At 73.1% G+C, this 12929-nt stretch carries 10 protein-coding genes; 2 read left to right on the forward strand and 8 right to left on the reverse strand.

The genetic code is table 11. The features are described 5' to 3' along the window. Positions 1-711 (forward strand): ABC transporter permease, encoded by a 711-nt coding sequence (locus ACFQGL_RS01910; RefSeq protein ID WP_377504307.1) that lies wholly within the window; start codon positions 1-3, stop codon positions 709-711. Positions 712-804: 93 nt separating this feature from the next. Then, positions 805-1449, forward strand: a complete 645-nt coding sequence (locus tag ACFQGL_RS01915) for a hypothetical protein (protein WP_377504309.1) — start codon at positions 805-807, stop codon at positions 1447-1449. 74 nt (positions 1450-1523) lie between these two features. Here ACFQGL_RS01915 and valS read toward each other — a convergent pair whose 3' ends face one another. The 8 genes from valS to ACFQGL_RS01955 form a co-directional block, all read right to left on the reverse strand. Beyond that, positions 1524-4088 carry a valine--tRNA ligase gene (valS, locus tag ACFQGL_RS01920; protein ID WP_377504311.1) on the reverse strand — a complete coding sequence of 855 codons (2565 nt, stop codon included), beginning with the start codon at positions 4086-4088 and terminating at the stop codon, positions 1524-1526. A gap of 56 nt (positions 4089-4144) precedes the next feature. Continuing rightward, complete coding sequence (locus ACFQGL_RS01925) at positions 4145-5977, reverse strand: ABC transporter ATP-binding protein (RefSeq protein ID WP_377504683.1); 1833 nt, start codon at positions 5975-5977, stop codon at positions 4145-4147. Between the two features lie 170 nt (positions 5978-6147). Next, entirely contained in the window at positions 6148-8016 is a 1869-nt protein-coding gene (locus tag ACFQGL_RS01930; RefSeq protein WP_377504313.1) for an ABC transporter ATP-binding protein, read from the reverse strand. Positions 8017-8041: 25 nt separating this feature from the next. Then, positions 8042-8551 carry a methylated-DNA--[protein]-cysteine S-methyltransferase gene (locus ACFQGL_RS01935; RefSeq protein ID WP_377504315.1) on the reverse strand — a complete coding sequence of 170 codons (510 nt, stop codon included), beginning with the start codon at positions 8549-8551 and terminating at the stop codon, positions 8042-8044. After that, positions 8548-10044: a DNA-3-methyladenine glycosylase 2 family protein gene (locus ACFQGL_RS01940; RefSeq protein WP_377504317.1), complete on the reverse strand. Its 1497-nt coding sequence runs from the start codon at positions 10042-10044 to the stop codon at positions 8548-8550. The genes ACFQGL_RS01935 and ACFQGL_RS01940 overlap by 4 nt, the downstream gene beginning before the upstream one ends. A gap of 89 nt (positions 10045-10133) precedes the next feature. Continuing rightward, positions 10134-11552, reverse strand: a complete 1419-nt coding sequence (locus ACFQGL_RS01945) for an FAD-binding oxidoreductase (protein WP_377504319.1) — start codon at positions 11550-11552, stop codon at positions 10134-10136. Between the two features lie 282 nt (positions 11553-11834). Next, positions 11835-12329 carry a hypothetical protein gene (locus tag ACFQGL_RS01950; protein ID WP_377504321.1) on the reverse strand — a complete coding sequence of 165 codons (495 nt, stop codon included), beginning with the start codon at positions 12327-12329 and terminating at the stop codon, positions 11835-11837. After that, entirely contained in the window at positions 12326-12835 is a 510-nt protein-coding gene (locus ACFQGL_RS01955; RefSeq protein WP_377504323.1) for a SigE family RNA polymerase sigma factor, read from the reverse strand. The genes ACFQGL_RS01950 and ACFQGL_RS01955 overlap by 4 nt, the downstream gene beginning before the upstream one ends. Positions 12836-12929 lie beyond the last annotated feature (94 nt).

Below are 12929 nucleotides of genomic sequence, written 5' to 3' on the forward strand. Positions count from 1 at the left end.
ATGTCGACCATTACCTGGATCACCGCGCGCGGGCTGTTCGGTCGGCGCCGGTTCCTGCTGCTGCTCCCGCTGCCGTTGGTGCTGCTCGGGCTTGCCGTGCTCTGCCGATCGCTGGCGGTGGACCCGGGCGAGTGGGGGCCGCCGGTGCTGGTCGGGCTCGGGTTGGCCGTGGTACTGCCGGTGGTCGCGCTGATCATCGGCACCGGCGTACTGGGCGCCGAGATCGACGACGGCACGGTGGTGCACATCCTGACCAAGCCGCTGCCGCGCTGGCAGATCGTGCTGCCCAAGCTCGCGGTGGCCGCCGGGGTCAGCGCGGCCACCGTCGCGGTGCCGCTCTACGTCGCGGGCGTGCTGGCCGATTCGGTACGCCTCGGACTGGCGCTCGCCGCCGCGGCGACGCTCGGTGCGCTGGCGTACTCCGCGCTGTTCCTCGCGCTCAGCCTGCTCACCCGGCGGCCGGTGCTGCTCGGGCTGGTCTACGTGCTGATCTGGGAGGGGCTGCTGGGCAATTTCGTCAGCGGCACCAAGGTGCTCTCCATCCAGCAGTACGTGATCGCCCTGGCCGACCGGATCGCCCCGACCGGGCTGCTGGAGACGAGCGTGTCGGTGCCGGTGGCGTCGGTGATGACCGCGCTGGTCAGCGTCGGCTTCACCGTGCTGGCCATCGACCGTCTGCGCTCCTTCAGCGTGGCCGGCGAGACGAGCTGACACCGGTGCGAGCTGCTGTTCCGGCCAGCCACCGCCCGGCGGTAGGGCTGGCCGGATGGACCGGGCGTGCTGCCGCGGGCCAGGCTGGTGGGCGTGAGCGTCGATGCGGAGCGGATGTCGTTGGCTGAGCCGTACTCCCGGAGCAGCCGGCCATGGCTGACCAGCCTGGCGGTCGCCGGGCTGGCCTGCGCCACGGTCGCCACGGCCGCACAGGGCAGCGGTCGGTTTCACTGGTGGGCCGGGTTCATCCTGATCCCGGCCGCACTGATCGCCGCCAGTGGCGGGCCGCTGCTGGCCCGGGGCGGCGGCCGGGCCTTCGCCGGGTACGTCATCGCCTGCGTCGGCACGCTGGTGTTCGCGGTGGGTGCGCTGCTGATGTTCGGCGTGATGGGCCGGGGCTGGCCGGTGATGGTGGTGCTGCCCTGCCTGGCGGTCGCCGGCACCTACCTGTGGGCCGCCGCTCATCCGCTGGCCCGGGGCCTGCACCGGGCCGTGGCCCTGCTGGCGCTGACCGGCGCGCTGCTCGGCCTGACCCTGCAACTGATCCACGTGAACCTGATCCACCTCAAGACCGGCTGGTGGGGTGCCTTCCTGATGCTGGCCGGGGCGATCGTGCTGGGCAACGCGGCCGAGCTGACCCGGCACCGGATGCCGTACCGGCTCCAGGCGATCACCCTGCTGGTCGGTCCTTCGGTGGTCGCGTTCCTGCTCGGCCTGCGCTTCCTGCGCGGTTGGTAGATGTTAGGAAGGGCCCCCTCCTATACCGCAGGCGTTAGTAAGGGACCCTTCCTTGCACCTCAACGGCGTGCACCTCAGAAGGCGCAGGCGATGACGAGCTCCGGTGTGCGGTCGGGGAGCAGGTCGAGTTTGCCGATCCGGCCGGCGGCGCGTAGGTCGTCGGCGACCAGGGTGAGCTGCTCCAGCAGCGCGGCCGGCCCGAGCGCCTCGGCCAGCGGCACCTCCGCCTTCATCGACAGCTTCCGCTCCGACTTGGCCCGCCGCACCTGGCTGAGCGCGTCGCCGGCCAGGCTCAGCAGCGCCGGCTCGCCCGTCCCCTCGATCGTCCGGTCCACCTCGTACGTGGTGGGCCAGGGCGCGCGGTGCACCGAGCCGTACCGCCACCAGGACCAGATCTCCTCGGTGACGTACGGCAGCACCGGGGCGAACAGCCGCAACTGCACCGACAGCGCCGAGGCCAGCGCCGCCCGCGCCGAGTCCGCTGCCGCTCCGGTGCCGTACGCCCGCTCCTTGACCAGCTCGATGTAGTCGTCGCAGAACCGCCAGAAGAACGCCTCGGTCACCTGCAACGCGGCCGTGTGGTCGTACGAGTCGAAGGCGGTGCTCGCCGCGCTCACCACGGTGGCCAGCTCGGCGAGCATGGCCCGGTCCAGCGGGGCGGTCGCAGGGGCCCGCAACGCGTCGGCGGCACCCAGCCCGAGCGCGAACTTCGACGCGTTGAGCAGCTTGGTGGCCAGCCGCCGGCCGACCTTGATCTGCGCCGGGTCGAAGGCCAGATCCGTGCCGGGTTTGCCGCTGGCCGCCCAGTACCGCACCGCGTCCGAGCCGTGCTGCTCCAGTAGCGCGAGCGGGGTGACGACGTTCCCCTTGGACTTGGCCATCTTCTTGCGGTCCGGGTCGAGGATCCAGCCGGAGAGCACGGTGTCCCGCCAGGGCAGCACGCCGTGCTCCAGGTGCGAACGGAGCACGCTGGAGAAGAGCCAGGTTCGGATGATCTCCTGCCCCTGCGGGCGCAGGTCCATCGGGAAGACCCGGGCGAACAGGTCCGGGTCGGTCTCCCAGCCGCAGACGATCTGCGGGGTCAGCGACGAGGTGGCCCAGGTGTCCAGCACGTCCGGGTCGCCGACGAAGCCGCCCGGCCGGCCACGCTGTGACTCGTCGTATCCCGGTGCCGGATCGCTGGACGGGTCGACCGGCAGCGCGGACTCGTCGGGCGTGAGAGGCTGGGACCAGTCCGGCTCGCCAGCGTCGTCGAGCCGGTACCACACGGGCACCGGCACCCCGAAGAAGCGCTGCCGGCTGACCAGCCAGTCGCCGGTCAGGCCGGCGACCCAGTGGTCGTAGCGGTGCTTCATGTGCGGCGGTATCCAGCGCAGTTGCTCGCCGCGGGCCAGCAGCGTCGCCCGCAGCTCCTCGTCCCGGGCGCCGTTGCGCAGGTACCACTGTCGGGTCGAGACGATCTCCAGTGGCCGGTCGCCCCGCTCGTAGAACTTGACCGGGTGCGTGATCGGGCGCGGCTCACCGATGAGGTCGCCCGCGTCCGCCAGCAGCCCGACGATCTCCCGCCGGGCACCGTTGATCGTCTGCCCGGCCAACGCGGCGTAGGGCTGCGCCGGCACCCCGGCCGGCGCCTCGGCGAGCAACCGGCCGTCCCGGCCGATCACCACCCGGGTGTCCAGGTGCAGGTCCCGCCACCAGGTCACGTCGGCCAGGTCACCGAACGTGCACACCATCGCGATGCCGGTGCCCTTGGCCGGATCGGCGAGCGGATGGGCCCGCACCGGCACCTCGACCGCGAACAACGGGCTACGCACCGTGCCGCCCACCAGGTCGGCGTACCGCTCGTCGTCGGGATGACAGACCAGCGCCACGCAGGCCGGCAGCAGCTCGGGTCGGGTGGTGTCGATGAGCACCTCGCGCCCGTCCGGCCCGGTGAAGCGCAGCCGGTGGTAGGCGCCGGGGCGCTCCCGGTCCTCCAACTCGGCCTGGGCGACCGCCGTGGCGAAGCCGACGTCCCACAGCGTCGGCGCCTCCGCCTGGTACGCCTCACCCCGGCGCAGGTTGCGCACGAACGCCCGCTGGCTGGTGGCCCGGGCGACCAGCCCGATCGTCGTGTACGTCAGGGACCAGTCGACCGAGAGCCCGAGCCGCCGCCAGAGGGCCTCGAAGACCTGCTCGTCGGCGACCGTCAACTGCTCGCACAGCTCGATGAAGTTGCGTCGGGAGATCGGGGTGGGTTCACGTCGGGCCGCCTCGCTGACCGGGGTGGCCGGAGCCCGCCACACCGGGTCGTACGGCAGCGCCGGGTCGCAGCGCACCCCGTAGACGTTCTGCACCCGGCGCTCGGTGGGCAGGCCGTTGTCGTCCCAGCCCATCGGGTAGAAGACCACCTTGCCGCGCATTCGCTGGTATCGGGCAGTGGTGTCGGTGTGCGTGTACGAGTAGACGTGCCCCATGTGCAGCTCGCCCGATACGGTCGGCGGCGGGGTGTCGATCGCGTACACGTCGCCCCGGTTCTTCGTCCGGTCGAACGCGTACGTGCCGTCCTCCTGCCAGCGGCGCGCCCAGCTCTCCTCGAGGCCGTCCAGGGTCGGACGCTCGGGGACGCCGGCGCGGGCCGTCCTCGCCGTGTCGGTCATCCTGCGATCGTAGGCACCACCCGGGTGCCGGGCCACGGAGTTGCCGCAATGCCCGTTCAGACCAGCGACTCGCGCCACTGCCGGTGCAGTGCGGCGTACCGGCCGTCGGTCTCGGCCAGCACGGCGGGTGGGCCGTCCTCGACCACCCGTCCGCCGTCGACGACGAGCACCCGGTCGGCGGTCTCCACAGTGCTCAGTCGGTGCGCGATGACCAGCGCGGTCCGGTCCCGCAGGATCGTGCCGAGTGCCCGCTGCACCAACCGTTCGGTCGGCACGTCCAGTGAGGACGTCGCCTCGTCCAGGATCAGCACGGTCGGGTCGGCCAGGAACGCCCGGGCGAACGCGACCAGCTGGCGCTGGCCGGCGGAGAGTCGGCCGCCGCGCCGGTGCACCTGGGTGGCGTACCCGTCGGGTAATGCGGTGATGAAGTCGTGCGCGCCGATGGCCCGGGCGGCGGCCTGCACCGCGTCGTCGTCGGCGCCCGGCCGCCCGAACCGGATGTTCTCCGCCACGCTGCCGCTGAACAGGTGGTTCTCCTGGGTCACCAGCACCACCGCGCGGCGCAGGTCGGCGTCGCTCACCTCGCGCAGGTCGACCCCGTCCAGCCGGACCGTGCCGGTGTCCGGGTCGTGGAAGCGGGCCACCAGCTTGGCGATGGTCGACTTGCCCGCGCCGGTCGGTCCGATCAGCGCGACGGTCTGCCCGGCCGGCACGGTCAGCTCCAGCCCGGCCAGGATCGGGGTGTCCGCGCGATAGCCGAAGGTGACCTCCCGGAAGGTCAGCTCACCGCGTCGGCCGCCGTTCGGCAGGGGCACCGGCCGGGTCGGCTCGGCGACCGCGGGCCGCTCGTCCAGCACCCCGGCCAGCTTCTCCAGCGCGGCGGTGGCCGACTGGAGTGAGTTGTAGAACTGGCTCAGCTCCTGCATCGGCTCGAAGAAGCGACGAAGGTAGAGCAGGAACGCGGCGAGCACCCCGACCTCGGTACGCCCGCCGAGCACCCGCCAGCCGCCGTAACAGAGCACCACCGCCACCGTGACGTTGCCGATCAGCTTGATCGCCGGGGAGTACGTGGCGATCAGCCGGAACGCGTACAGGCTGGTGCGCCGGTAGTCGTCGCCGAGCGCCGTGAAGATCCGCTGGTTGCGTGGCTCCCGACGGAACGCCTGCACCGCCCGGATGCCCCGCATCGACTCGACGAAGTGCACGATGACCAGCGCGACCGCCTCCCGGGTCCGCCGGTACGCGCTGGCCGACGACCGGGCGAACCAACGGGAGATCCAGTAGAGGAACGGAAAGGCGAGCAGCGTGACCGCGGCCAGCGGCAGGTCCAGCCAGAGCAGGATGGCGGCCACCGACAGGATGGACAGCGCGGCCAGCACCAGGCTGTCGATGCCGCCGTCGACCAGTTCGGCGATCGAGTCCAGGTCACTGGTGAGCCGGGAGACCATCCGGCCGGAGGTGTACCGCTCGTGGAAACCCACCGACAGCCGCAGGAAGTGCCCGAACACCCGCTGCCGCAGGTCCAGCAGGACGGCCTGGCCGATCCGGGCGGAGAGCGCGAGGAACCCGCGGCGGGCCACGTACTCGGTCACCGTGGCTGCGGCGAACGCCCCCGCGACGGCGATCAGCGGGACGGGATCGCCGGCCCGCAACGGCGCGATGCCGCGGTCGATACCGATCATGACGAGGTACGGGCCGGCCATCGCGCCGGCGTTCTGCGCCAACAGCAGGCCGACCGCGGCGACGAGCCGCCTCCGGTGCGGGCGGAGCAGGTCGGCCAGCAGGGCCCGGCTGTGCCGGCGCAACAGGGCGATCGCCTCGGGCGTGGCGTCCTCGGCCCGGCTCCGGTCGGCCTCCGGATCGGTGGCCGTTCCACGCCACCGGGTCAGCTCCGGCGCCTCCCCGGGCGCGGGATCCGTTTCCCCGGTCGGTGGCTCAGCCTCCTCGGTCGGTGGCTCAGCCTCCTCGGTCGGTGGCTCAGCCTCCTCGGTCGGTGGCTCAGCCTCCTCGGCCGGTGGATCCGGTTCCTCGGGCGGTGGATCCGCCTTCTCCTGGGCGGTCACGAGCGCACCAGGCCTCGTCCGTCCGAGGTGGGCGCCACGGACGGAGGCGGGCCGATGTCCCCGGCCGATGCTGGCGGCCCGGCCGATGCTGGCTCGGCCGCGAGCAGCGCCCGGTAGGCCGGCACGGTGGCCAACAGCTCGGAGTGCCGACCGATCGCGGTGATCCGGCCGCCGTCGAGGAGAGCGACCCTGTCGGCCAGCGCGATCGTCGACGGCCGGTGCACCACCAGCAGGGCGGTGCTGTCCCGCAGCACCTGCCGCAACGCGCCCTCGACCAGCGCCTCGGTGTGCACGTCGAGGGCGGACAGCGGGTCGTCCAACACCAGCAGTGCCGGACGGCCGAGCACCGTCCGGGCCAGCGCCAGCCGCTGGCGCTGCCCACCGGAGAGGGACAGCCCCTGCTCGCCCACCCGGGTGTTCAACCCCCACGGCAGGTCGTACGCGAAATCGGCCTGGGCCAGCGCGAGCGCGGCGCGTACCTCTTCGTCGCTGGCGTCCGGGCAACCCAGGGTGAGGTTTTCCCGAACCGACATGGAGAACAGCGTGGGCTCCTCGAACGCCACCCCGACCAGCCGACGCAGTGAATTCAACCGCAGGTCGCGCAGGTCGTGCCCGTCCAGGGTGATCCGGCCGCCGGACACCTCGTGCAGCCGGGGCACCAGGGAGAGCAGCGTGCTCTTGCCGCAGCCGGTGGCACCGACCAGGGCCAGCGTCTCACCCGGCTCGATGGTCAGGTCGATCTCGCGTAGCACCGGGGCGGTGGCACCCGGGTAGCGGAACGCGACCCGTTCGAAGCGGAGCCGCCCGTGCACCGCATCGCGGGGCAGAGCGAGCGCGCCGGGCGTGTCCACGATCTGCGGTGGAGTGTCCAGCACCTCCTGCACCCGGTCGGCGGCGGTGGCGGCCTCCTGGGCGTTGGCGATGATCCAACCGAGGGTCTGCACCGGCCAGATGAGCATCAGCTGGAGGCTGACGAACGCGACCAACTCGCCGAGGCTGAGCACGCCCCGCGCGGCGGCGGCCGCCCCGGCCACCAGTACGACGCCGAGGGTCAGGTTGGGCACCAGGTCGAGCAGCGCCGCGGTGTTGGCCAGCAGCCGGCCCTTGCCGACGCCGGTGTCGTGCAGAGTCCGCGCCCCGACGGCGAACCGGGCGGCCAACTCGGGCCCCCGGCCGTACGCCTTCATGGTGCGCAGGCCCTGCGCGGTCTCCTCGACCAGGGTGGCCACGTCGCCCTGCTGGTCCTGCATCCGGCGGGACGCGGTGTGGTAGTGCCGCGCGAAGCGCCGGGTGATCAGCAACAGGGGTACCGTGCTGGCCGCCACCAGCAGCCCGAGCGCCAGGTGCAGCCGGATCAGCAGCACGACGACCACCAGGTAGGTGGTCAGGTTGAGCACCAGGAAGAACACGCCGAACGAGAGGAAACGGCGGATCACCGACAGGTCACTGGTGATCCGGGAGAGCAGTTGGCCGGACTGCCAGCGGTCGTGGAAGCTGGCGGGCAGTCGTTGCAGGTGGGCGTAGACGTCGGCGCGCAGCGCCGCCTCCATGCCCACCGCCGAGGAGGACTGCACCCAGCGACGGATGAAGATCAGCACCGCCTCGACCACGCCGAGCAGCAGCGCGAGACCGCCGAGCTGGAGCAGCCAGCCGGGATCGTGCCGGGCCACCGGGCCGTCCACCACCCGCTGAACCACCAGCGGTACGGCGATCCCGGCCGCCGTGCCGGCGAGCCCCGCGATCAGCAGCCAGACGAACTCGGCGACGTACGGGCGCAGGTAGCGGCGTAGCCGCCAGAGGTTGTGCACGGGGCGACGGCGCGCGGCGACCCGGGCGGCCGGGTCGCCGTCGCTCTCCACAAGCACTACCGCACGGTAGCGTCATTAGGTGTCAGCTTGTCGTCATGCGCCTCTCATGACCGAGAAGCCATTTTTTCACGTCCAGCCCCCAGCGGTAACCGCCGAGCGTGCCATCGGTACGCAGCACCCGGTGGCAGGGCACGAACAGTGCCGCCGCGTTGCGCGCGCAGGCCGCCGCAGCGGCTCGTACCGCCGGTGGTCGGCCGGCCAGCGCCGCGTATCCGGTGTAGGTCACCGGAGCTCCCGGGGGCACGTCGCGCAGCACCTGCCAGGCGTGTGCCATGAACTCGCCGCCGGTGCGCTGCCGTACCGGCACGTCGTCGATGGCGGTGAGGTCACCGTCCAGGTAGGACCAAACGGCCGCGCTGACCGGGCCGAGGTCGGCGCGTTGCCGCAACGGTGCCCGCAGGGCCGGGTGGACCAGGGGCAGCAGCGCCTCCGGGTCCGGGGTGAAGCCGGCCGCCCGTACGTCGCCGTCCGGGCCGGCGAGGATGCTCAGGGGGCCGGTCGGTGTGTTCAGGACGGTGCTGTCGATGCTCATGCCGCTCTCCAGAGTCTGATCGTGGCGTAGGACCGCCAGGGGCGCCAGCGGTCGGCGTACGAGTCGAGGGTCTTCGGGTCGTCGGGCAGGCCGAGCGCGGCGGCGCCGCGGCGGACCGCCAGGTCGGTGGGTAGCAGGACGTCCGGGTCGCCGAAGGCGCGCATGGCCAGGTAGCCGGCCGTCCACGGGCCGATGCCGGGCAGCGCCAGCAGTCGCCGGCCCGTCTCCTCCCGGTCGCCCCCCGGCTCCAGATCCAGCGACCCGTCCGCCACGGCCCGCGCCAGAGTCCGCAAACTCTCCCGCCGCCCAACCGGCATCCCAAAACCGGCATCCGGAACCCCCAACAGTTCCTCCGCACTCAAGAACCCCCGCAACCCGCTGCCGTGATCATGAGGTTGGTCGGGGGTCTGAGCTCCGTCCGGCCCGGCAACCTCATGATCAGCGGGGTTCCGGGGGTGGTCGTGGGCGGCTAGGAGGCGGGTCAGGGTTGTGCGGGCGCTGGTGACCGAGATTTGTTGGCCGATGATGGCGCGGACCGCCATCTCGAAGCCGTCCACCGCGCGGGGGACCCGGATACCGGGTTCGGCGGCGACCGCCGGGGCGAGCGCCGGATCCTCGGCGAGTGTGGCGTCCACGGCGGCCGGGTCCGCGTCCAGGTCGAGGAGCCGACGGCAGCGGGCCACCGCCGGCGCCAGGTCGCGCAGATCGGCCAGCCGCAGCGTCGCCACCACGTGCCCGTCCGCCGGGGTCAGCGCCACCTCGCCGGCGCCGTGCGGCAACCGCAACCCCCGGTGGTACGTGGTGTCCCGCACCTCGTCCAGGCCGGGCAGCGCCCGCACCGCGAGGAAGTCCAGCAGCGCCCGGGCGTGCAGCGGTGGGCGGTACGCCAGCCGGAGCGTGATCGTCCCCGCACCGATCGGCCCCCGGTGCCGGCCACGGGCCGTGCGCAGCTCGGACGGCGAGATCCCGTACACCTCGCGGACCGTGTCGTTGAACTGCCGCACGCTGCCGAAGCCGGCGGCGAACGCGATCTCGGCCATGCCGAGTCCGGTCGTCTCGATCAGGATCCGGGCGGTCTGCGCCCGCTGGGCCCGGGCCAGCGCGAGCGGCCCGGCACCCATCTCGGCGCGCAGCATCCGGTGCAGGTGCCGCTCGGTGTAGCCGAGCCGGGCGGCCAGCCCCGGGATGCCGTCCCGGTCGACCACCCCGTCGGCGATCAGCCGCATCGCCCGGCCGACCACGTCGGCGCGGACGTCCCACTGCGGCGAGCCGGGTGCGGCGTCCGGTCGGCAACGCCGGCAGGCCCGCAACCCGGCACCCTGCGCGGCGGCGGCGGACGGGAAGAACCGGACGTTCTGTCGCTTGGGCGTGGTGGCCGGGCAGGACGGCCGGCAGTAGATGCCGGTGGACGTCACGCCGGTGTAGAACCAGCCGTCGAACCGCTGGTCACGGCTGTCCACGGCCCGATAACACCGCTCGAAGTCCATCTCCACGTCATCGATGATGCCCCGCCCACCGGGCTCCGGCTGGCGGGAATCGGACCTGGGCGTTTCGCCCTCCCCAGCGCCCGCCGGGTGGACGGTCAGCGGCGACGTCGGTGCGGCTGACCGGATCGGGGCTGGCCCGACCGGGCCGGCTGACCGGACCGGGGCTGGCCGGACCGGGCCGGCTGACCGGATCGCGCGGGCCGGGCGGTGAGCAGGGGTGACCGGAACACGCCGTCCGGGTCGTACCGTTTCCAGAGCCGGCGCACCCGGGCGCCGGTCTCACCCGGGTAGATCCGGGCGAACGCGGCCGGGTCCGGACGGCTCTCGAAGTTGACGTACGCGCCGTCGGCGCGCGCGGCGACGCCCCGCCAGGCGGCGTCCAGGGCCGCGCCGCCCTGCGGCGGGAACACCGAGCCGACGACCAGCGTGTTCTGGTGCCGGTGCGGATAGGCGGTCGCGCCGGCGTCGACGTCGTTGACCGCCCCGCCCACCGAGCGGAGCTGGAAGACCGCCCGCCCCGGCCCGGTCGTGGCCCGGGTCAGCGCTCGCGCGCTCGCGTCGTCCAGCCTGGTGAACAGCCCGTTCGTGGTCGTGCCCCGCTGCTGCCCGACGTTCGGGTGCAGGTGCGCGTTCGGCACCAGCGTCGGGTAGGCCAGCAGGTCGGTCCGGTGTTCGAGCAGCTTGCCGATGGCCAGCAGCGGCTCCACCACGGGCCGGACCCGGCGCAGGCTCTCGGCTGCCACCACGGCGGTGATCGACATGAGCGTCGACCGTCCCTCGGCGTAGACCACGGCACCCGCGGACAGCTCCCGTGGGGCCTGCGCCAGGTACGCCGCCCACTCCCGGACGGTACGGCCGTCCGGGTGCGCCTCCACGACGAGCTGTGCCACGCCGACATTGCGCTGCTCGGTGGCCTCGATCTCGAAGGCCACCACGATCCCCGCCCCCGCGCCAGCACCCCGGACCAGCCAGAACAGCTCCGGCTCGTGCTCCGCGTCCGCGCGTACCAGCGTCCCGTCCGCGAGCACCACCTCCACCGCGCGGACACGGTCGATGGTCAGACCGAAGGAACGGACCAGCCAGCCCACGCCGCCGCCGGTGGCCAGGCCGCCGACGCCGACGTTGCCGTAGTCGCCGGAGCTGACCACCAGGCCGTACGGGGCCAGCGACTTCGCGACGTTCGCCCAGCGCGCGCCGGCCTCGACCCGGACCAGCCCGGACCGCTCGTCGAGCACCTGCACCCGGCTGAGCATGGACAGGTCGATGACCAGGCCGCCGTTGTTGGAGGAGGCGCCGGAGAGGCCGTGCCCGCCACTGCGTACGGCGATCGGCAGCCGCTGCTCCCGCGCGTACCGGATCGCGGCGACCACCTGCGCGGTGTTCTTCGGCAGCAGGATCCCGGCCGGCGACGCCGTCGTGGTGTACGTCGAGCGCAGCTGTGCGTACCGGCGGTCGCCGGGTGTGACGAGCTGCCCGGTGAGCGCCCCGGGCACCCGGGCCAGGGCAGCGCTCATCGGTGGCCCCGCAGCTCGCGCACCGGGTGTCCGTGATCGGTCATGGGCCAAGAGTGGGCGGCCGTACCGGCCTCGGCAAAGCGCAGGTGAGCTACGCCATGGTCACGGGTGGGCGCGGCGCGTTTCGGTGCGGGGGATACCCGCAGGAAGGTGACCGGGATCTCCAGCCAGCGCTTCGCCCAGTGGCTCAGGCCACCGATGCGGCCGAGGATGGGGGCCGGCCAGGCCGGGGGTGTGTGGACCCGCCCGCCTGACCGGCCCGTGCGCACCTGGGCGGTCTGGTCAGGCGGGCGGCCTCGACGGGCTCGGCGTCGCCGTCGGCAGGCCCGGCACCCCGGGCGGCCGCCGGAACGGATCCTGCCGACTCGGCGAGGCCGTTGGGCGCCCGGGCACGCCGGGCGGCCCTGGCGGAGTCGGCGAGGCCGTTGGGCGCCCGGGCACGCCGGGCGGCCCCGGCGGAGTCGGCGTGATCGTCGGCTTCGGGGACGGCACCGCGATCGGGCCGGACGGGCTGGGTACCGGCGGACTGGGTACGGCCACCGGCCCCGACGGGCTGGGCGCGGCCGGTCGGGGCTGGTCCGAGCCGGTCGCCGCGAGGGCGAGCGGGGTGGCGATCAGGACGGCCGCGAGGGTGCCCACCGCTCCCATCGTCACCGTGACGCGGCGCCGGTTGCGTACCCGCCGTTCCGCTCGGCTCAACTGGTCATGCACGATCGGTGCCTCCTCGGCCAGGTCGGTGAGGGTGGAGCGGATGAGGTGCTCGAAGGACTCGGTCATGGCCGTACCTCCAGCATTTCGACCTCCGGCAGGAGCTCACGCAGTCGACTGACCGCCCGATGGGTACGGCTGCGCACGGTGCCCACCGAGCAGCCCAGCAACTCGGCCACCCGGGCCTCGGGCAGGTCCTCGTAGTAGCGCAGGACCACCACCGTCCGCTGCGCCGGTGGCAGGTGGCGCAGCGCGGCGCGCATCGCCAGCCGCACGTCCGACCCCCCGCTCGGATCGCCGCCGACCGGCTCGTCCGCCGGGTTGAGCGGTGTCTCCCGCCGCCGGCGCAGTCGCCGCCACCAGCTGACCTGCTCGCGGTACATGACGACCCGCAGGTAGCCCTCGGGGTCGGCGTGCCGGATGGTTCCCCATTTCGGGATGGTCCGCGCCAACGCCGACTGGAACAGATCCTCGGCGGCGGTACGGTCCCCGGTCAGCAGGTACGCGACCCGCATCAGCGCCGGCGTACGGCTGGCGACGAACTCGGTCAACCGGGCCCGTTCGTCCTCGTCCACCCAGCACCCCCATTTCGTTGTCACCCGTACAGACGCCCCAGGTCGTCGTCGCTATCCACGATCGGAGTGGATTTTCCGCCCGGAAGTGTCAGTC

Origin of the sequence: Micromonospora vulcania (genome assembly GCF_042658605.1) — a bacterium.
Lineage (GTDB): Bacteria > Actinomycetota > Actinomycetes > Mycobacteriales > Micromonosporaceae > Micromonospora > Micromonospora vulcania.